Origin of the sequence: Mycolicibacterium arabiense (genome assembly GCF_010731815.2) — a bacterium.
GTDB classification, from domain to species: domain Bacteria; phylum Actinomycetota; class Actinomycetes; order Mycobacteriales; family Mycobacteriaceae; genus Mycobacterium; species Mycobacterium arabiense.
The window spans coordinates 4,948,313-4,965,982 of the sequence record NZ_AP022593.1; the positions used below are offsets into that span (position 1 = coordinate 4,948,313).

A 17,670-nucleotide genomic window follows, 5' to 3' on the forward strand; every position below is an offset into this window, starting at 1 on the left:
TTCACAACTGAGACGCACCTCCGTCGACGGCCAGTTCCGTGCCGGTGGTGTAGGTGGCGTCGAACGCGAGGAAGATGATCGCCTTCGCCACTTCCTCGGCCTCGCCCACGCGCTGCATCGGGTTGTCGGCGGCCATCTGACCGAGGAATTGCCGGGCCTCGTCGCGAGGCATGTTGCGCTCCAGGATGCCGGTGTCGATCGGGCCGGGGGACACGGCGTTGACGCGGATGCCCCGGCCGATCAGCTCGCGGGCGAACGTCCGCGTCATCGACCGCAGCGCCGCCTTGGTCGCCGAGTACACGCTCGTCGACGCGATGCCCTTGACGTGGCTCACCGACGTCGTCAGCACGACGGCGCTGCCAGGGGGCATGAGCGGCAGGAACCGCTGCAGTGTGAAGAAGGGCGCCTTGGCGTTCAGATCGAACAGTTCGTCGTACGACGACTCGGTGGTCTCGTCGAGTGTCGCGATCAGAGTTCCGCCTGCGTTGAGCACCAGCAGGTCGACGCCGCCGAACTCGGTGGCCGCGCGATCGGCCAGTGCGGCTATGCCGGTGACCGCGTCACTGTGCTCGACGATCGCCGTCGGACCCAGCTCGGCTCTCGCGGCATCGAGGGACGCCGCGGAACGGCCGGTGACGAGGACGCGAGCGCCGCCACCCACCAGTGCCTTCGCGGTGGCGAGGCCGATGCCGCTGGTTCCTCCCGTGATGACGACTCGTTTGCCTTCGAAGGTGGTCATGGGTGTGCCTTTCCGTTGTCCTGCAATGTCATCGACGTGTTCGCCGATCCAGACGACCGCATAGTTGGGACTCGCCGCCGTCGACGACCAATTCGATGCCTGCGACGAACGTGGCCTCGAAGGCCAGGAAGGCCACCGCCGGGGCGAACTCGTCGGGATGGCCGAACCGCTGCATCGGGCTGCTCGCGGTGAACTGGGCCTTGAGGAGTTCGGCTCGCTCCGGCGCCTCCTTCTCCAGCTTTCCGGTGTCGATGGAGCCGGGGCTGATCGCGTTGACGCGGATCCCCCTCGGCAGTAGTTCCCGGCTCAGCGTGCGCGCCATCGACCGCAGCGCTGCCTTGCTGGCCGAGTAGACGCTGAGCCTGTCCCACCCCGTTCGGTTGGCGATCGACGTCGTCAACACCACGCCGCTGCCCGGAGCGAGCAGCGGTGCCAGCTTCTGCACGGTGAAGAACGGACCCTTCGCGTTGATCGCGAACACGTCGTCGAAGGTCCGTTCGGTGACGTCCTCGAAGGCGTCGAAGCTGCCGATGCCCGCGTTCACCACCAGCGCGTCGATGGTGCCGAACTCGGCGGCGGCCCGGTCGGCCAGCGCGTCGATGTCGGTGAGCGAACTCGCATCGCTTCGTACCGCGACACCGCGGTCGCCGAGTCGGTGAGCGGCGTCCGCCAGTGTCTCGCTGGTCCGCCCCGTCACCATGACGCGTGCGCCCTCGTCCACCAGGTATCGGGCGGCCGCCAGTCCGAGCCCGCTGCTGCCACCGGTGATGACGACGTTCTTGCCGTCGTACCTGCCCATTTCGTCGATCCTCTCGTCGCATTCGTCCCCTCGAGTCTTCGACCGCGGGTGGATGGTGTCCAAGACCTGGTTCGCATCCCGCCATGCCGAATCGGCATGGCGAGGAATACCTCCGGCCACCGACCGGGTTGGGAGGGTCATGCGGGTGTGCGGGTGAACGACCTCGGGACGGACCTCGAGCTGCGACTGGTGCGTTACTTCACCGTCGTGGCCGAGCACGGGAACTTCGGCCGCGCGGCCGCCGAACTGCACCTGGCGCAGCCGTCGCTGAGCCGCCAGATCCAGCGGCTCGAACACCGGTTGGGCGTACGTCTGCTGGACCGCACGCCGCAGGGCACGCTGCCCACCGAGGCGGGCAAGGCGTTCCTACCGGAGGCGCATGCGCTGTTGCGGGCCGCTCGGCAGGCGACGCTGGCGACGCGGGCCTACCGGCCGACGGGCAAGGTCATCATCGGATACGTCGAGGACCTGGTGATCACTCCCGCCGTACGGGAACTACGCCGGCGTCACCCAGGTGCAGAGATCGACACCCGCCACCTGGAATGTCACGACGGTCGGGTGTTCGCCGAAGGGGGAGTGGACGCTCTGGTCGCTCGTGACCCGCTGACGTTCCCCGCCGACGTCGCCGACACGACCGTGCTCTACGAAGAGCCGCGGATGCTGGTGGTGCCGATCGACCACCACCTGGCAGGGCGGGCATCGGTGTCGCCGGACGACTTCGCCGGCGAGCAGTTCATCTGCCCGCATGGCGGTGCTCGCGCCCTCTATCCGACGGATTCGTACCGGGGCGGCGATCCCGGCCCCATCTCGGCGGGCCCGGTCAACGAGAGTTTCGAGGACAGAATGGAACTCGTCGCGAGCGGTCAGGCGATCGCGGTCCTGCCGGTGGGCGACCGGCGCAGCTCGTTGCGTACCGATCTGGCCACCGTGCCGGTCGAGCGATTCCCCAACAGCAAGGTCATGGTGGCGACGCGCGTCGGTGACTCCAACCCGCTGGTCGCGGACTTCGTGAACGTCGCGCGTGAGCACCTCACGGGCGGTTCGGCTCCGCGAGTTGATCGACCGGAGCATGGTCGTCGGTGAGCACCTGGGCGTCGCCGGTCCAGTCGGCGAGGTCGGCGCCGGAGATCGTGGTCCAATGGGTTCCGCGCTGCCGCAATGCATCTCGTAGCGCCCGGGGGTCGATCGGCCGGTCCGAGGCGATGACGACGAAGTTGCCGCCGTTCGGCGCTGCCGACTGGTCGACGCCGACGTCCCTGGGTTCCCCGGCGAGGACGACGTGGTCGAAGGTCTCTGCGAGAGTGGCCGTTTCAGCACGCAGGAATGCCAGTGCGCCGTAGTCGATGAGGTTGGCGACGTACACGCCGTCGTCCTTCAGTACGCGCCGAACGTCGCCGATCGCCTCCCTGGTGGTGAGGTGCCACGGGACGCTGACGCCGCCGAAGGCATCGCCGACCACGACGTCGCGGCTGCGCGCAGGCAGTTCGCGCAGACCGAGCCGGCCGTCTTCGACCCGTACGTCGATCCCGCTGTCCTGGGTCAGCCCCAGCCGCTCGCGGTCCACACGGACCACGCCACCGTCGATCTCGGAGACGACGCTGTCGGATCCTGGACGGGTGGCGGCGAGATAGCGGGCGTACGTCATGCCTCCGCCGCCGAGGTGGTAGGCCGCCAGCGGTTGACCCGGAGGGAATGCGCTGTCGACGGCCGCCGCGATCGCGCGTACGTAGGCGAACGTCAGGGTGGTGGGATCGTCGACGTCGACGTAGGAGTGCCGGACTCCGTCGAGCACGAGGGTGCGTCCACCGGCACGTTCGGGGTCGGCGGTCACGCGGGCGCAGTGATACTTGGTCTCGGCATCGCACCCTCCCGGCGCCACCAGGCCTGCGAGACCGCCCAGCACGACGATGCCTGCGACCGCCGCGGCGCTGGCCCTGCGCCACGTGCGCATTCGCCACTCGAGGACGAGACTGCCGACCACCAGAAGGGCGCCGAGCCCGACGAGGATGCCGCTCACCGGAACCCGCGAGATCAGCACGAATCCGGTGAGCACGGTGCCGGTGATGGCGCCGACGGTGCCGACTCCGGACAGCGACCCGACCACGGTGCCGGTCTGGGCGAGGGCCGTCAGACGCATCTTGGTCACCATGGGCGTCACCGCGGACAGCAGGGCGCCCGGAACGAGGATGGTCAGCGACGTGACCAGCAGCAGGATCGGCTGCGCCCACTCGCCCGTGGCACGCACCACCGCGGGCGTGATCGCGACGACGGCCCCAGAGACGCCCAGCGACGGTGCGATGAGCCGGCGCGGATCCGACCGGTCGGCGAGGTGCCCGCCCGCCCACGAGCCGATCGCGATCGCGGTGAGCGCGATGCCGATCACCAGGGTGCTGGTCTCCAGCGTCAGCCCGAGGTACGGCGCGAGCAGTCGCAGGGCAGTGATCTCGATGACCAGCACCGCAGCCGACGAGCCGAAGACGAGCAGCGCAGCAGCGCGGGCACCCATGCCGGCAACCGGTGGGGAGGGCTGGGGTTCGCCGGACGGCGGCGGCGCTGCGGTCACGTTCGCACCCTAGCGAGCAGTTCGCTCGGGTCATCGGCGGACGTGAGGTCAGAGCCCGAACGCCCCGCCCTCGACGAGGATCACCACTCCCAGCACGATCAGCACCACCGGTAGGACGACGTCGCCCCAGCGCGCCATCAGCCGGGCGATCGAAGGGCGGGTGGCGAGATACCAGCCCAGCGCGCAGCACGCCGCGACCCCGACCAGGAACACGACGACGTAGGTGACCATCCCCGCGACGCCGGCCACGGCGAACACGGGGATGTAGACGCCGATGTTGTCGCCGCCGTTGGCGAAGGTGACCGCGGCGATGGTCAGCACACCCAGTTGCGAGGGGCCCGTCGCGTCGTCGTCGTCATCGTCGCCCCGGGAACGCCAGGCCTCCCACGCGGCGTAGAAGCCGAGCAGCAGCGGCAGCAGGCCCAGGTAGGCGATCGTCGACTCCGGCAGCAGCCGGGCTCCCAGCGCCGCCACCACCGACCCGGCGAGTATCGCGACGAACCCGAGGTATTGGCCGACCACGACGGCCGTCGTCGCCGCCCGGTGGCCGGCCGCACGGCCGAAGAACAGGGCGAGGATGACGACGTCGTCGACGTTCGTGGCGACGAAGATCGCCACCGCCTGGCCGACGGTGCCCAGTCCCGTCACGCGAGGCGGCCCGTGGGCGCGCCCACGATCGTGATCGCGGTGTCGTTGATGAGTCGTCCGTTCGCAAGGCGGTGCGGGAGATCGGGGAACCGGCGGCGACGCGCCGGCGACACGGAGACTAACCCGACGGGGACTGGTCGCCGTCGAGCGGCCCGACGAACGCGAGCCGAGTGCTAGCTGCTCTGGAAGATTTGCTGGTGCGCCGCGACGCTGAATGTCATCCCGTGGTCGGTGTCGTGGCCGTCGACTCGGACGCCCCGGCCGCAGACGGGGCAGCTCGTGGCGGTGTTCGGCGGAGGGTCGCCTGCGAGTTCCCGTCCGCTTCCGCTGCACAGGTGATTCATTCGTGGTCCTCGACAATCTTCTCGGTCGTTGGGTGCCACGAATCTCATACCCGTCGCAGCCGCGCCTACTCCAGCGCCTTGCGCATGTCGGCAAGGATCCGCGCGAGGATGCGGGACACCTGCATCTGCGACGTGCCGATCTTCTCGGCGATCTGGCTCTGCGTCATCGAGTCGAAGAAGCGCATCTGCAGGACGTCGCGGTCTCGGTCGCACAGTGCAGCCAACAGCGGCCGGATCGCCTCCCTGTCGGTGACGTAGTCGATGCGGTCGTCGACCTCGCCGACGACGTCGGCCACCATGCGCGGCCGCACCCCGTCACCGCCGATCGGGGCATCGAGTGACCGCAACTGATAGGCGTCGGCGGAGATCAGGCATTCCACCACCTGCTCCCGATCCGCGCCGAGGTAGTCGGCCAATTCGCTCGGCGTCGGCGAATGACCCAGCTCCTGCATCAGGGAGGTGGTGGCGCGGGTGATCTGCACGTGCAGATCGCGAATCCGCCTCGGTACGTGCATCGTCCATGCGTGATCGCGGAAGTGCCTGCGTACCTCGCCCATCATCGTGGGAATGGCGAACGCGACGAACGAAGAACCGCGCGTGGGGTCGAAGCGTTCGACGGCGTTGAGCAGCCCCACGCGGGCCACTTGGACTAGGTCGTCGAGCGCTTCGCCTCGCCTGTCGAAGTGCAGGGCCACGTGATCTGCCATCGGCATGCAGCGCCGGATGATGCGTTCGCGTTGACGGTGGTACTCGTGGCCGCCCACCGCCATGTCGTGCAGTGCGTGGAACATGTCGACGACGTCGAGGTACTCATCGGTCACCCGGGAACGCGTGGGCTTGACTGGCCGGGGGACGGGAGCGGCGATGTCGATGCCGAGCTGAACGGTCGCGGTCGTCAGAGTGCTTGTCATGGAGAGGACTCCCTTCCCGAAGGGGGGGGGGCAGCGTGAGAGCTGTATCCCTTTCGCCGTGCGAATCAGGGTTGCCCTCAGCGGTCCGGGCTGCCTGGCGAATCACGGATGTGCACTCGCTCGACGGCTGCGGTTGCGACCCGGCGGCTGAATGGCCCGCTTGTGCCTAAACGGTGAAAGGTCAAAAAATGCCTTGTAATCACGCTACGACGCCGAGGGAACGGTGGCTGCCCCGTGGGGAGGTTCGTTCGTTTGGCGGACCGGATGTGCGCGGACTACTCGAACGTCCGGGCCAGGTCGGCATTGGGACCCGGTGAGCGCATCGCCACGAGCAGCGCGTCGAGCACGGCCTCGGTGGCAGCCAGGTCGTGCTCCGAGACGTCGGCGAGAGCACGTGCGTACCCCGTCTGGATGGGTTCGAAATAGGACCGGCACAGGTCGAAACCCTGCTGGGAGAAGCGAAGTATGACCTTGCGGCGATCCGACGGGTCGGCGTCGCGTCGGACGTGCCCAGCCTTCACCAGCCGGTCGATGATGTAGGTGATCGCACCCGCGGACACGTTGAGCCGGGTGCGCAGGTCGCTCGCCGCCAGCGGCGCGCCTTCGGTTTCGGAGGCCACGACGTGCAGGAGAGCGCGAAAGTCGCTGGGCGACAGTCGATGCTCCATGGCAAAGCCGTGGGCGATGCGGTCGGACTCGGTCAGCAGGGCGCGCAGGCTGCGGACGATCTCGCGAATCATCGCGGCACGGACGTCCTCTGGTTGCGGGGGCCGGTTCATCGTTGGCACGCCTCGCCCGCGAACCGTGCGGTGGTTGCGGTCGTAGGGGTGTCCACCGCGGCGCGCGTACCCGTTCGCTGGCACCTCACGCGCTCGTCTTCAGTCGTGCGTTCATTGGCCGACCGCGACGCTGAGCGGACGAAGGCGGGCCTAGCGACTGCCGAGTCACGTTTCGCGAAGGCGGGCGGGGGAAGCTCTCAGTGCAGCGCCCTCGCGGAAAGGATCGGCAACCATGTCCCTCGGCACGAACGACGTCGAGAAGCGTTGGCACGACCCACGTGCGCAGCGCGCGGCGACGGTGTACGCCGTGGTGATCGTGGCACTGGCCGCAGCGGCCTTCGCGATCTACGCGGTGGTCGACAGGAACAACGTGTGGTGGGCGGTGTCGGCGCCGGCAGTGCTCTTCCTCGGCGCACTCGGAGCATTCGCCAAGACCTACCGCGACTGGCAGCGCAACCGCACCTGGCCGATCTGGCAGGGCGCCGGGTGGTTCCTCGCCACACTCGCGTTGCTGGCCCTCGGCATCCCCGCGATGGGTGCCAACGGCTGAGGATCAGTTGGCGCGCAGCGTGAAATTCAGGACGGCCGTGTCGACGAGGTGGCCGGCGCCGACATCCTCGAGCAGCCGATCCGCGAATGCGACGACGCCGGTCACGTCGACGTCGTGCGGGGCATGCGGGCGGTCCAGCGCGTCCCGGCCGCGCTGGAGCAGGGCGCGAGCACCACTGTGATTGCCGCGTTGTACGTGGGTGACGCCGACCGCCACCTGGGCCAGACCCCGCCAGAGCCACCGCTCGTTGGGTGGGCAGGTCTTCCACACCGCCTCGAACACCTCGTGAGCGTGGAAGAAGCCGCCGTCGTCGATGAGGTCCTGCGCTTGCCGCAGCGCTTCGTCGGGCGTGAACGTGGCGTCGTCGGGAACGCGCGGCACCCCGGCGGCACCCCGGGGAAGCGGCCGGCCCAGCGCGTCGCGCGGACGGGCATTGCGCGCCCGGCCCGTCTCGTCGCGATCCCGCGCGCGGTCGTCGCGCGTGGTGTCGGAGGTGTTCGCGGCCATCGACCGATTCTGCCCCTACCGACTGTCAGTCAGTCGGTTCGGCGCCTTCGGGGATGTTCACGTCCGGAGTGTCGGCGTCGGTGTCGACGTCCTCGCCCGTCGTGGGGGTGCCGCTCTCACCCTCGTCGGGTTCGTCGGTGTTGTCGTAGATTCCCTGGCCGCCTGGCATGGCACGTCCTTCTTCGCTCCGTGAGCGGTTCGATCCAGCAGTCGAGGGCCGCACTGCCCGTCGAACGTTCGAGGGGAGGTTGCCCGGCAGGTCGGGCGCCAAACGCTTTGCGGAGGCGATCACGTGACCGTGGCCGCAGATCGTGTAAACCCGGGGCCTCGCGCACCGCCCGCCGCCCGCGGACGAAGCTACTGCACCGGTCCCGACGGGGTCCGACGACCGGCGTCACCAGCGTCGACGGCGATCGATTGCACCGCGTGCGGCGGCGACCCTGTATTTTGGCTTTCGCCCGCGTCCGTCGAGAAATGGTTGGCGAGGGGCCTCGGGGGTAGCCGTCGGCGGCAGTGCCGTTGAACTGACGTTGCAGTTGTGTTGGCATTGCGCCGTACGACGAGCGCCCCCTCGAACACTGCAGTGGTGTCGGCGGGTGACGTTCCCCGCCGGCCTCGAGAAAGGCGAACCATGTCGGGCCAGTACCCAGACGTCGTCATCACCGGTGTCGCGGCCACCACGGCTCTCACTACCGACGCGGAGTCCACCTGGGCCGCGCTGCTCGAGGGTCGCAGCGGAATCCGTCACCTGTCTGCCCCGAACCTCGACGGTCTCGACCTGCCGTCGCGTGCCGGCGGTCAGATGCTCGAGGACTTCGAGAGCGAGCTGAGCCGCGTCGAGCTGCGGCGTCTGTCCTGGCTGCAGCGGATGGCGCTGATTCTGAGCCGCAGGGCATGGGCGAACGCCGGATCGCCCGAGGTCGACACCGCGCGCCTAGGCGTGACGGTCGGTACCGGCCTCGGCAGCACCGAGGACATCATCGTGGCGTACCACCAGATGCAGGAGCGGGGACTGAAGGCGGTGTCACCGCTCGCGGTTCAGATGTTCATGCCGAACGGTGCTGCCGCCGCGGTCGGACTGGACCAGAAGGCTCGCGCCGGTGTCACGGCGCCGCTCACCGGCGACGCGTCCGGCGCTGCCGCCATCGCCGAGGCGTGGCGCGGCATCGTGTTCGGCGACGCCGACATCATCATCTGCGGCGGGGTCGAGTTGCGCATCGAGGGTGTGCCGCTGGCGGCGTACGGCCAGATCGACGGCGTGCTGGCCCCCGGTGACGACGACCCGGCCGGGGCCTGTCGCCCGTTCGACAGGGACCGCAGGGGCATGGTGCTCGGCGAGGGCGGTGCGATGCTGATCATGGAGACCGAGGCGCACGCCAAGGCGCGTGGAGCGACGGTGCTGGCGCGGGTGCTCGGGGCCGCGGTGTCCTCCGACGGCTACGACGCGTTCCTGCCCGACCCCGACGCCGAGCAGGAGACGTACGCGATCAACCGCACGCTCGAGCGCGCAGGTCTGTCGCCCACCGACGTCGACCACGTCAACGCCCATGCCACGGGCACGGTGCGCGGCGACCAAACCGAGGCCATCGCCCTGCACAAGGTCTTCGGCGGCCACCATCCCGCCGTCTACGCGCCGAAGGCGGCTCTCGGTCACTCGTTCGGGGCGGCGGGTGCGATCGAGTCGGTGCTCACCGTCCTCGCCCTGCGCGACGGCGTCGTGCCGCCGACGCTCAACCTCGCGCACCTCGACGACGAGATGGACCTCGACGTCGTCACGGGTGAGGCCCGCCGCGGCGACTTCCGCCACGCGATCACCAACAGCTTCGGCTTCGGCGGCCACAACGTATCGATCGCGTTCGGAAAGGCCTGAGCCGCAGCGGTTCTGGACGACCTCAGCTGTCTCGAATGACGTAGACGACCGGGTCGTCCTCGGGGACGGGGTCGAACGCACGGCACTCACACTGCCGATAGGCGTGATCGTCGTCCTCGTCGAACACCTCGCCGCAGTCGAGGCACGCCCGGCACGTGCCGAACAGCGAATGCTCGGGATGGGTGTGGCCGCAGGTGCAGCGGTCGTACAGACCGCGGCTCATCGGGTACCACCGTCAACCGCCACGACGCACCAGCATCGCAGCACGGCGGCGCAGAACCCAATCGGTCGGAGCCGTCAGGCTCCCACCGCCTCCTCCAGCGCGGTCAGCGAGTCCTCGAGATGGCCGAGCAGGCGCTGCATGTGCGGCACGCTGCTCCTGGCGCCGACGAGACCGAAGTCGAGGTTGTCGGCATTGTTGGTCAGCGTGATGTTGAGCGCTTGGCCGTCCAGGGCGATCGAGAACGGGTAGTTGCCGTCGAGGCGGGCACCGTTCATGTACATGGGTTGGCGTGCGCCAGGCACGTTCGAGATCACGATGTTGAACGGCGGCGGCGCCGACGAGACGAAGCCGGGCAGCAGTCCCAGTGCGAGCCCGGACATGACGAAGGCTGAGAGTGCGAGGGCCTGGGTGCGCGGCAGGTCGTTGAACACCTGCTTGTTCTCGCGCGTCGAGGTGCTGATGATCTCCAGTCGCTTCCCTGGATCGGCGACGTCGGTGGCGAGGCTGCACAGCATCGCGCCGGTCAGGTTGCCGCCCGCGTCCTGCTCGTCCTCGCCGCGCAGGCTGACCGGGACCATGGCGATCAGGGGAGTGTCGGGCAGCGCGTCCTGTTCGGTCAGGTACGCCCGCAGCGCACCTGCGCACATCGCGAGCACGACGTCGTTGACGGTGGTCCCCGCCGCGGTCTTCACGTTGCGCAGCCGGGCCAGCGGCCACGACTGCGCGGCGACCCGACGCGCACCGCCGATCGGCACGTTGAACATCGTCTTCGGCGCGCGGAAGGGCAGCGTCAGCTGCTGCTCGAGCAGCGCGGCCCGTGCCAGCGACAGCGTGGTCGGCGCGAGGGAGAGTGCCGATCCCGCGGCGCCGGTCAGTTGCTGGAGCGCCGACCGCGAGGGCGCGTCCTCGGCGCTGCGCCGCTTCGAGCCGAGCGTCCAGGCGATGCGGGTCTCGCGATCGTCGGGATCGGGGGTCAGCGCGCGCATCAGTAGACGCTGAGCCGACACCCCGTCGATGAGCGCGTGGTGGAACTTCACGTAGATGGCGAAGCGGCCGTCGGCGAGACCCTCGATCAGGTGCGTCTCCCACAGCGGGCGGTGACGATCCAGCAGAGAGCCGTGCAGGCGCGACGTCAGCTCGAGGAGTTCGCGCACCCGGCCGGGGCGGGGGAGTGCCGAACGCCGTAGGTGGTAGTCGACGTCGATGTCGTCGTCGACGGCCCACGTCAGGTTCGATATGCCGCCGAGCAGGGTGCCCGGGTGCTTGCGGAACGTGGGCTGGAAGTCACCCGTCTCGGCCATCACCGAGTGCAGCTCGCGTACGAAGTCCGGTCCGGCGTCGGCGGGCGGCTCGAACAGTTGCAGGCCGGCGACGTGCATCGGGTGCTCGCGTGATTCGCCAAGGAGGAACATCGAGTCGGTCGGCGAGATGAGCTTCATGGACGTGACGTTACCCACACGGGCTGTGTTCCATCCTCGACACCACAAACGCATCGCGTAAAAGTTACCCATCGGTAAGATGGTGGTTCTAGGGACGGAGAACCCTGATGACCGAACAGAAGTCCATCGACATCCACGGCGAACGCATCGCCTACTACGACGAGGGCCAGGGTGAGGTCATCCTCCTCGTCCACGGCATGGCCGGGAGTTCCCAGTCGTGGCGGGAACTCCTGCCGAAGCTCGCGCAGCGGTACCGGGTCATCGCCCCCGACCTACTCGGTCACGGGCAGTCGGCGAAACCACGGACCGACTACTCGCTGGGCGCGTTCGCGGTGGGATTGCGCGACCTCCTCGACGAGCTCGGCGTCAGTTCGGCGACGGTCGTCGGCCATTCGCTGGGAGGTGGCATCTCGATGCAGTTCCTCTACCAGCACCCCGATTACTGCCGACGGCTGGTCCTGATCAGCAGCGGCGGGTTGGGTCCAGACGTGGGTCTGATCCTGCGACTGCTCTCGGCACCGGGAGCAGAACTGTTCATGCCCATCATCGCGCCGCCACCGGTGCTCCGGGTGGGCGACGCGGTGAAGTCGTGGCTCACGTCGAGGGGCCTTCGTTCACCGCGCGGAGCGGAGATCTGGAGCGCGTACTCGTCGTTCGCGGACCCCGCCACCCGCCAGTCGTTCCTGCGGACGCTGCGGTCGGTGGTCGACTACCGCGGCCAGTCGGTCAGCGCACTGAACAGGCTGAAGTTGAAGTCGGATCTGCCGACGCTGGCGATCTGGGGTGAGGACGACACGATCATTCCCGTCGACCACGCGTACTCCGCACTCGAGGCGAGGCCCGACTGTCACCTCGAGGTCATGCCCGGCGTGGGCCACTTCGCCCACGTGGAGGCGCCCTACGAGGTGTTCCGTCTCATCGACGAGTTCATCACCGCGACGAGCGATTCGGCCGCTCACCCGGTGCTCGAGGAGCACTAGCCCGCGAGTGCGTCAGGCGGGTCCGGTGGCGAAGTGCTCCGCGACGACGGCGGCTGCCAGCGGGTAGTCGCGCAGCGCCGCGCCGACGAGCCCGCGGAGTTCGGCGACGCAGGCGGGGTCGGCGCCCCGCCCGCGCAGCAAGTCCTCGATCCACGCCGAGGTCTCGGACACGGGCCGCGGGTCGGCGGTGAGCACCGCGGCCGCCGCGGCGTGCAGCGTCTGGTTGAGCACGTCGACGACCTCGTCGTCGCTCAGGTTGACCGAACCGGTGCCGATCGCCGCGACCGACCATTGACGGCCCAGCTGATCGACCATCCTGCGGTGTTCGATCTCGAGCGCCGACTGCTCGGCGAGCGCCTCGCCCGGCAGCGCCGGTGCGGGCGCGACCACTGCGGGCAGCTCGCGCATCGCTCGAATGGCATCGTGCGCGTCGCGCGCCCACGCGGTGGCACCCAGGGTACGCGCCCGCGCGTCGTCGGGGCCGAACGCGGGTCCTCCGACCAGGATCGGCACTCCCGCAGCGGTACTCGCCTCGATGAAGCGGCGTGACGTCGGCAGGGAGCCGAGGACCGAACAACTGACGGCGACGGCCTCGGGACCCAGTTCCTGCAGGTGCCGGTTCAGTCGCATCGGGCTGGTCGATGCGCCGAGGAGCGTGGTGTCCCAGCCGTCCGCCCGCAGGGCACAGTCAATGATCATCGCGGGCAGGGCATGCCATTCCTTCTCCGCGCATGCGATGAGCGCGCCACCACGCGTCGGTGGGATCCGACGGACGTGGGCGGCGACCACCTTGGTGGCCGAGACGGCGAGCGCCGTGGCCGCATGTTCCTGCGCGACGGTCCACTCACCACGTTGCCAGCGGGCGCCCACCTCCCGCTGCGACGCGGCGATGACGTCGGTCAGGACGGTCACGGGATCCTCACCCGCGGCCAGCATGCGGTCGATCACCGCGGCGACGGTGCTGGCGTCGCCCGAGGCGATGGCGTCGTCGTAGGCGGAGGCGAGGGCGAGATCGCTCACGTGCTCAATCCCCGCACGTCACCGCGAGCAAGGCGATGTCGTCGTGGGCGCGGCTGTCGAGGTGCTCGATCACGCTGCGCTCGATGGCCTCGCAGACCACCTCGGGCGCGGCGCCGGCGTACGCGGGCAGCAGCCGGAGCAGTCGTTCGACGCCATACATGCCGTCGGCTCCGAACGCCTCGTCGATCCCGTCGGTGAACATCAGCAGGGTGTCGTTCGGCCGCAGCTCGATCTCGACGGAGGCGTACTCGACGTGCGCAATCATGCCCACCGCGGTACCGAACACGTCGACCTGTTCCACGCGGCCGTTGGCGCGCAACACGATTGGCGGGGGATGCCCGGCCGATGCGAGTTCGACGGTGATCCGCCCGTCATCGGAGCGGCGCAGGCGGGCGCACACCACGGTGACGAACTTGTCGGTGCCCGTCTCGTGCAGCACGGTGTTGAGCGCACCGAGCAGTGCGGTGGGTCGACGGTCGAACAGGCAGGCGGTGCGGATGCTCTGCCGGGCGCGGCCCGTGACGGCGGCGGCCTCCACGCCCTTGCCGCTGACGTCGCCGAGTGCCAGTAGCCAATCGTCGTCGGAGCCGTGAACGTCGTAGAAGTCGCCGCCGATGTCGAGGTGTTCGGCCGCGGGCCGGTATAGCGCTGCCAGACGCACGCCGACGATGTCCGGCAGCGACGGTGGACGCAGGCCCCGTTGCAGCGTGCTGGCGATGCGCGAGCTGTCCTCGTAGAGGCGCGCCGAGTCCAGCGCCAGCGCTGCCCGCTCTGCGACCTGCTCGGCGAGGGCGATGTCGTGGGCGTCGAAGCCTCGGCCTTGGCCGCGGACCAGGATCAGTGCGCCGACGGTCGAGCCGCGGGCCGTGAGCCCGAGGCCAACCACGTCGGCCGGGCGCAGTGCGGCGGCCTCGGCCGACAGCCGCGGGTGGGGTATCAGGGCAGCGAGTCCGTCGCCGACGACCGGGGTCTCGAAGACGCCGAGTTCGACGTGCAGCAGTTCGGTCCGTCCCGATCGCATGACCCGGCCCAGCGCCTGGTCATACACCTGAGCCATGGGCACGATGTCGCTGAAGCCGTGCTCTGCACCGCCCAGTACGTGCAGCCCACCGGTGGTGCTGTCGGGGACGATGACGACCGCCCAGTCGGCGAGACCGGGTGTGATGAGGGTCAGCAGGCGGATGGCCGTGCGACGAAGGTTCAGCGACCCGGCCAGGCCGGTGCCGACTTGGTCGAGGAGTTCAGCACGATCGACGGTCGGGCCCGGGGCCACCGGCCCCCGCGGGTCGACTGGTTGATCGGTAATGGTCTGCTTGGGCAGCATGCCCACCAGCTTCCCTGCCCCGTCTGGGGCGTCTTGCCGACGTCGGTATTTGACAGCCGGTCGGCGATCGAAGTGATGTCAGCTCGTCCAGACGCGGGGGGAACCGTGTCCGCCCCGGCGACGACACCGCAGGCTGCACTCTCAACCTTGATCTAGATTTTACCACCGCGGCGGTTCCGTTCACCGTGACGAACCGGCGTCGGGTGGGCGGGGCGGACGAATGAGCCGGGGATTCCCGGGTACTGACCGTTGATGAGCAAGACCGCACTCCTGGTGATCGACATGTTGAACGACTACGACCATCGCGACTCCGACGCGCTCGCCGCCAACGTCGGAGAGATCGTCGACCCCCTGGCCAAGCTGATCGACGAGGCGAGGGCAAGCGACGACGTCGACCTCATCTACGTCAACGACAATAGGGGCGACTTCACCGCCGACCGCGGCGACCTGATCCGAACGGCACTCGACGGCAAGCGCCCTGATCTCATCGAACCGATTGCCCCTGGCGACGAATGCACCTTCTTGACCAAGGTGCGCCACAGCGCGTTCTACGCCACCGCGCTCGACTACCTACTGGGACGGCTGGAGACGAAGCGCGTCGTGCTCACCGGCCAGGTGACCGAACAGTGCATCCTCTACACCGCCCTCGACGGCTACCTGCGTCACCTCGACGTGGTCGTGCCGCCCGACGCGGTGGCCCACATCATTCCCGAACTCGGTGAGGCCGCGCTGGCCATGATGGAACGGAACATGGGCGCCGAAATAAAGCCGTCACATAACTGCCTGTGACAGTGGGTAATACGACCTCATGAGCAAAGACGAAGAATTCAAGAAGGGCGACCACGTCGAGTGGAGCAGCCACGGCAGCACCGCCGAGGGGACCGTCGAGGAGAAGATCACCGAGGACACGAAGGCGGCCAAGCGCACGGTGCGGGCGAGCCCCGACGACCCGCAGTACCGGGTACGTAGCGAGAAGAGCGGCAACGACGCCGTGCACAAGCCCGACGCGCTGCGCAAGAGCAACGGATAGGACCCTGCGGTGCGGCTACGGCGCAGCGTCGTCACTGGCCCGGGTTACGGAAGGGTGCGGCGCGGCAAGGGCTTCTCCTACGTCGGCGCCGACGGACTGCCGCTGACCGACGAGGCAGCGGTGTCCCGGATCAAGGAACTGGTCATCCCGCCGGCATGGAAGAAGGTGTGGATCAGCCCGCACGCCAACGGGCACATCCAGGCGGTCGGCACCGATGCCGCCGGGCGCCGCCAATACCTGTATCACCAGCGGTGGCAGGAGGAGCGGGCCGAGGAGAAGTTCGACCGTGTCCTCGGCATGTCGAAGGCCTTGCCGCAGTGGCGAATCGATGTAGCCGAGGACCTTCGGCGCAAGGGTCTGGACCGAAATCGCGTGCTGGCGATCGCGCTGCACCTGCTGGACCGGGGGTACTTCCGGGCCGGTGGCGAGCAGTATGCGGAGGAGAACGAGTCCTACGGCATTGCGACGCTGCTGTGCGAACACGTGTCGGTGCGCAAGAACGCCGTGTCCTTCGACTACCCTGCCAAGAGCGGTGTGCGGCGAATCCTCGAGATCGAGGATCCGCAGGTGGTGCGCTCCATCCGCTCCTTACTCCGTCGCGAGCACGACAGCAATCGACTTCTGGTGTGCCGCACCATGTCCGGTTGGGCGGACCTGCACGCCGAGGACCTGAACGCGCGCTTCAAGGAGATGGTCGGGTCCGAGTACAGCGTGAAGGATCTGCGTACCTGGCATGGCACGGTGCTCGCTGCGGAGGCTTTCGTCGACGCGGACCCGCCGGTGTCGAAGAAGGTCGTCAAGCGGGTCGAATCGCATGTGTTCAAGGAGGTCTCGGACGGGCTCGGCAACACACCGGCCGTCGCGAGGGCGTCCTACGTCGATCCGCGGGTGGTGACGGCGTACGAACACGGCCTTACGATCAAGGCGTCGGCCCGCCGCGCGGAACGGACCGACGACCCGGCCGAACGGCAGGCAATCGTGGAGAAGGCCACCCGCACCCTCATCGCTCGCGTCGCGAAGGGGTGAGTGAGGAGGGCTACTCGGTCTTCGCGCGGGCCTCTGCACCGCTCTCGCCGGCGTCGAAGTCGTCGTCGGCGAACGTGCGGCCGACGTAGTCACCGTCGTCGTCGTTGCTCGCCCGTGTCGAGGCGACGTGATCGTCGGCCTGCACGTCTGACTCGCTCTGCTCCGGGTCTCGTCCGGCCATGTGTTCCTCCTGATCGTGGTGCATCAAGCGTTACCCCGGTTCGCGGCGACGCAACCCACGTCATGTTCTCGTCAGATTCCGCTCCGAGACGATTGGGTAGATGATCGATCATGAGTGATGACAGGGGGCAGTTGACCGCCCTGGCGCTGGTGTGCAGCCTCAAACCCAGCCCGGCACCGTCGAGCAGTGCACTCATCGCCGAGCACGTGCTCGAGCACCTGCGCGGGGCCGGCGTCGAATGCGAGTCGGTGCGATGCGTGGACCACGCGATCGCCCCCGGGGTCGAGGTCGACATGGGCGATGGCGACGAGTGGCCCACGATCCGGCAGAAGGTCCTCGCCGCCGACATCCTGGTGTTCAGCACCCCGATCTGGGTGGGCCATCCGTCGAGCATCGCCCAGCGCGTCATAGAACGTCTCGACGCCGAGTTGTCCACCAAGGACGACGCGGGACGGCCGATCCTCGCGGGCAAGGTCGCGGTGGTGAGCGTCGTCGGCAACGAGGACGGCGCGCACAAGGTGGCCGCCGACGTCTTCCAAGCGCTCAACGACGTCGGCTACACCATTCCGGCACAGGCGAACACCTATTGGACCGGCCCGGCGATGGGTTCGACCGACTACGGCGATCTCGACGAGGTGCCCGACGCGGTGTCCTCGACGACGGCGGCGGTGGCCCGCAACGCGGTACACCTGGCCACGGTGTTGGCCGCTGCCGATTACCCGGCTTATGAGTAACGG

General features: G+C 68.7%; 21 protein-coding genes. 8 read left to right on the plus strand and 13 right to left on the minus strand.

What is annotated here, in order from left to right:
- Nucleotide 1: 1 nt before the first annotated feature.
- Complete coding sequence (locus G6N61_RS25490; protein ID WP_163922868.1) at nucleotides 2–739, minus strand: SDR family oxidoreductase; 738 nt, start codon at nucleotides 737–739, stop codon at nucleotides 2–4.
- Between the two features lie 28 nt (nucleotides 740–767).
- Nucleotides 768–1,538, minus strand: a complete 771-nt coding sequence (locus G6N61_RS25495) for an SDR family oxidoreductase (protein ID WP_163922871.1) — start codon at nucleotides 1,536–1,538, stop codon at nucleotides 768–770.
- 153 nt (nucleotides 1,539–1,691) lie between these two features.
- On the opposite strand from G6N61_RS25495, the gene G6N61_RS25500 reads away from it, so the two are divergent.
- A complete protein-coding gene (locus tag G6N61_RS25500) occupies nucleotides 1,692–2,621 on the plus strand; it encodes a LysR family transcriptional regulator (RefSeq protein WP_163922873.1) in 930 nt (309 codons plus the stop codon).
- On the opposite strand, the gene G6N61_RS25505 is transcribed toward G6N61_RS25500, so the two are convergent.
- From G6N61_RS25505 to G6N61_RS25520, 4 genes are all read right to left on the minus strand, one after another.
- Nucleotides 2,569–4,101 (minus strand): fused MFS/spermidine synthase, encoded by a 1,533-nt coding sequence (locus tag G6N61_RS25505; RefSeq protein ID WP_235887302.1) that lies wholly within the window; start codon nucleotides 4,099–4,101, stop codon nucleotides 2,569–2,571. The genes G6N61_RS25500 and G6N61_RS25505 overlap by 53 nt on opposite strands.
- Before the next feature lie 48 nt (nucleotides 4,102–4,149).
- Nucleotides 4,150–4,749 (minus strand): cadmium resistance transporter, encoded by a 600-nt coding sequence (locus tag G6N61_RS25510; RefSeq protein ID WP_235887303.1) that lies wholly within the window; start codon nucleotides 4,747–4,749, stop codon nucleotides 4,150–4,152.
- Between the two features lie 409 nt (nucleotides 4,750–5,158).
- Complete coding sequence (locus G6N61_RS25515; protein WP_163922876.1) at nucleotides 5,159–6,004, minus strand: SigB/SigF/SigG family RNA polymerase sigma factor; 846 nt, start codon at nucleotides 6,002–6,004, stop codon at nucleotides 5,159–5,161.
- Between the two features lie 275 nt (nucleotides 6,005–6,279).
- Nucleotides 6,280–6,783: a MarR family winged helix-turn-helix transcriptional regulator gene (locus G6N61_RS25520; protein ID WP_163922879.1), complete on the minus strand. Its 504-nt coding sequence runs from the start codon at nucleotides 6,781–6,783 to the stop codon at nucleotides 6,280–6,282.
- Nucleotides 6,784–7,015: 232 nt separating this feature from the next.
- Here G6N61_RS25520 and G6N61_RS25525 point away from each other — a divergent pair, with 232 nt between their 5' ends.
- Nucleotides 7,016–7,333: a hypothetical protein gene (locus G6N61_RS25525; RefSeq protein WP_163922882.1), complete on the plus strand. Its 318-nt coding sequence runs from the start codon at nucleotides 7,016–7,018 to the stop codon at nucleotides 7,331–7,333.
- Nucleotides 7,334–7,336: 3 nt separating this feature from the next.
- Here the strand turns inward: G6N61_RS25525 and G6N61_RS25530 are convergent, their stop codons facing one another.
- Nucleotides 7,337–7,840 (minus strand): DUF309 domain-containing protein, encoded by a 504-nt coding sequence (locus G6N61_RS25530; RefSeq protein ID WP_163922885.1) that lies wholly within the window; start codon nucleotides 7,838–7,840, stop codon nucleotides 7,337–7,339.
- A 25-nt stretch (nucleotides 7,841–7,865) separates the two neighbouring features.
- Entirely contained in the window at nucleotides 7,866–8,009 is a 144-nt protein-coding gene (locus G6N61_RS25535) for a hypothetical protein (RefSeq protein WP_163922887.1), read from the minus strand.
- A gap of 462 nt (nucleotides 8,010–8,471) precedes the next feature.
- Between G6N61_RS25535 and G6N61_RS25540 the strand changes: the two genes are divergently transcribed.
- Nucleotides 8,472–9,710, plus strand: a complete 1,239-nt coding sequence (locus G6N61_RS25540) for a KasA/KasB family beta-ketoacyl-ACP synthase (RefSeq protein WP_163922889.1) — start codon at nucleotides 8,472–8,474, stop codon at nucleotides 9,708–9,710.
- 22 nt (nucleotides 9,711–9,732) lie between these two features.
- On the opposite strand, the gene G6N61_RS25545 is transcribed toward G6N61_RS25540, so the two are convergent.
- Nucleotides 9,733–9,933 carry a hypothetical protein gene (locus G6N61_RS25545; RefSeq protein WP_163922893.1) on the minus strand — a complete coding sequence of 67 codons (201 nt, stop codon included), beginning with the start codon at nucleotides 9,931–9,933 and terminating at the stop codon, nucleotides 9,733–9,735.
- Nucleotides 9,934–10,007: 74 nt separating this feature from the next.
- Nucleotides 10,008–11,372 carry a WS/DGAT/MGAT family O-acyltransferase gene (locus tag G6N61_RS25550; protein ID WP_163922895.1) on the minus strand — a complete coding sequence of 455 codons (1,365 nt, stop codon included), beginning with the start codon at nucleotides 11,370–11,372 and terminating at the stop codon, nucleotides 10,008–10,010.
- Between the two features lie 107 nt (nucleotides 11,373–11,479).
- On the opposite strand from G6N61_RS25550, the gene G6N61_RS25555 reads away from it, so the two are divergent.
- Nucleotides 11,480–12,352: an alpha/beta fold hydrolase gene (locus G6N61_RS25555; protein ID WP_163922898.1), complete on the plus strand. Its 873-nt coding sequence runs from the start codon at nucleotides 11,480–11,482 to the stop codon at nucleotides 12,350–12,352.
- A 12-nt stretch (nucleotides 12,353–12,364) separates the two neighbouring features.
- Here G6N61_RS25555 and G6N61_RS25560 read toward each other — a convergent pair whose 3' ends face one another.
- Both G6N61_RS25560 and G6N61_RS25565 read right to left on the minus strand, forming a co-directional pair.
- Entirely contained in the window at nucleotides 12,365–13,372 is a 1,008-nt protein-coding gene (locus tag G6N61_RS25560; protein ID WP_235887304.1) for a cobalamin B12-binding domain-containing protein, read from the minus strand.
- A 4-nt stretch (nucleotides 13,373–13,376) separates the two neighbouring features.
- The gene (locus G6N61_RS25565) at nucleotides 13,377–14,696 is read right to left on the minus strand and encodes a PP2C family protein-serine/threonine phosphatase (protein WP_163922901.1); all 1,320 of its coding nucleotides are present in this window, start codon (nucleotides 14,694–14,696) and stop codon (nucleotides 13,377–13,379) included.
- A gap of 252 nt (nucleotides 14,697–14,948) precedes the next feature.
- On the opposite strand from G6N61_RS25565, the gene G6N61_RS25570 reads away from it, so the two are divergent.
- From G6N61_RS25570 to G6N61_RS25580, 3 genes are read left to right on the plus strand one after another with little or no spacing between them, the layout of a single operon-like run.
- Nucleotides 14,949–15,485: a cysteine hydrolase family protein gene (locus G6N61_RS25570; protein WP_163922904.1), complete on the plus strand. Its 537-nt coding sequence runs from the start codon at nucleotides 14,949–14,951 to the stop codon at nucleotides 15,483–15,485.
- Between the two features lie 19 nt (nucleotides 15,486–15,504).
- Complete coding sequence (locus G6N61_RS25575; RefSeq protein WP_163922907.1) at nucleotides 15,505–15,726, plus strand: hypervirulence associated TUDOR domain-containing protein; 222 nt, start codon at nucleotides 15,505–15,507, stop codon at nucleotides 15,724–15,726.
- A 9-nt stretch (nucleotides 15,727–15,735) separates the two neighbouring features.
- Nucleotides 15,736–16,752 (plus strand): DNA topoisomerase IB, encoded by a 1,017-nt coding sequence (locus G6N61_RS25580; RefSeq protein WP_163922910.1) that lies wholly within the window; start codon nucleotides 15,736–15,738, stop codon nucleotides 16,750–16,752.
- Between the two features lie 10 nt (nucleotides 16,753–16,762).
- Here G6N61_RS25580 and G6N61_RS25585 read toward each other — a convergent pair whose 3' ends face one another.
- The gene (locus tag G6N61_RS25585) at nucleotides 16,763–16,933 is read right to left on the minus strand and encodes a hypothetical protein (RefSeq protein WP_170314491.1); all 171 of its coding nucleotides are present in this window, start codon (nucleotides 16,931–16,933) and stop codon (nucleotides 16,763–16,765) included.
- A 110-nt stretch (nucleotides 16,934–17,043) separates the two neighbouring features.
- On the opposite strand from G6N61_RS25585, the gene G6N61_RS25590 reads away from it, so the two are divergent.
- A complete protein-coding gene (locus tag G6N61_RS25590; RefSeq protein ID WP_163922913.1) occupies nucleotides 17,044–17,667 on the plus strand; it encodes a flavodoxin family protein in 624 nt (207 codons plus the stop codon).
- The last annotated feature ends 3 nt before the right edge of the window (nucleotides 17,668–17,670 follow it).

Excerpts from the sequence above, each read along its gene's own strand:
- G6N61_RS25575 (WP_163922907.1), top strand. The coding sequence starts at position 15,505 with ATGAGCAAAGACGAAGAATTCAAGAAGGGCGACCACGTCGAGTGGAGC.
- G6N61_RS25525 (WP_163922882.1), top strand. The coding sequence starts at position 7,016 with ATGTCCCTCGGCACGAACGACGTCGAGAAGCGTTGGCACGACCCACGT.
- G6N61_RS25570 (WP_163922904.1), top strand. The coding sequence starts at position 14,949 with ATGAGCAAGACCGCACTCCTGGTGATCGACATGTTGAACGACTACGAC.
- G6N61_RS25495 (WP_163922871.1), bottom strand. The coding sequence starts at position 1,538 with ATGGGCAGGTACGACGGCAAGAACGTCGTCATCACCGGTGGCAGCAGC.
- G6N61_RS25535 (WP_163922887.1), bottom strand. The coding sequence starts at position 8,009 with ATGCCAGGCGGCCAGGGAATCTACGACAACACCGACGAACCCGACGAG.
- G6N61_RS25565 (WP_163922901.1), bottom strand. The coding sequence starts at position 14,696 with ATGCTGCCCAAGCAGACCATTACCGATCAACCAGTCGACCCGCGGGGG.
- G6N61_RS25555 (WP_163922898.1), top strand. The coding sequence starts at position 11,480 with ATGACCGAACAGAAGTCCATCGACATCCACGGCGAACGCATCGCCTAC.
- G6N61_RS25540 (WP_163922889.1), top strand. The coding sequence starts at position 8,472 with ATGTCGGGCCAGTACCCAGACGTCGTCATCACCGGTGTCGCGGCCACC.
- G6N61_RS25545 (WP_163922893.1), bottom strand. The coding sequence starts at position 9,933 with ATGAGCCGCGGTCTGTACGACCGCTGCACCTGCGGCCACACCCATCCC.
- G6N61_RS25515 (WP_163922876.1), bottom strand. The coding sequence starts at position 6,004 with ATGACAAGCACTCTGACGACCGCGACCGTTCAGCTCGGCATCGACATC.
- G6N61_RS25530 (WP_163922885.1), bottom strand. The coding sequence starts at position 7,840 with ATGGCCGCGAACACCTCCGACACCACGCGCGACGACCGCGCGCGGGAT.
- G6N61_RS25490 (WP_163922868.1), bottom strand. The coding sequence starts at position 739 with ATGACCACCTTCGAAGGCAAACGAGTCGTCATCACGGGAGGAACCAGC.
- G6N61_RS25520 (WP_163922879.1), bottom strand. The coding sequence starts at position 6,783 with ATGAACCGGCCCCCGCAACCAGAGGACGTCCGTGCCGCGATGATTCGC.
- G6N61_RS25585 (WP_170314491.1), bottom strand. The coding sequence starts at position 16,933 with ATGGCCGGACGAGACCCGGAGCAGAGCGAGTCAGACGTGCAGGCCGAC.
- G6N61_RS25590 (WP_163922913.1), top strand. The coding sequence starts at position 17,044 with ATGAGTGATGACAGGGGGCAGTTGACCGCCCTGGCGCTGGTGTGCAGC.
- G6N61_RS25550 (WP_163922895.1), bottom strand. The coding sequence starts at position 11,372 with ATGAAGCTCATCTCGCCGACCGACTCGATGTTCCTCCTTGGCGAATCA.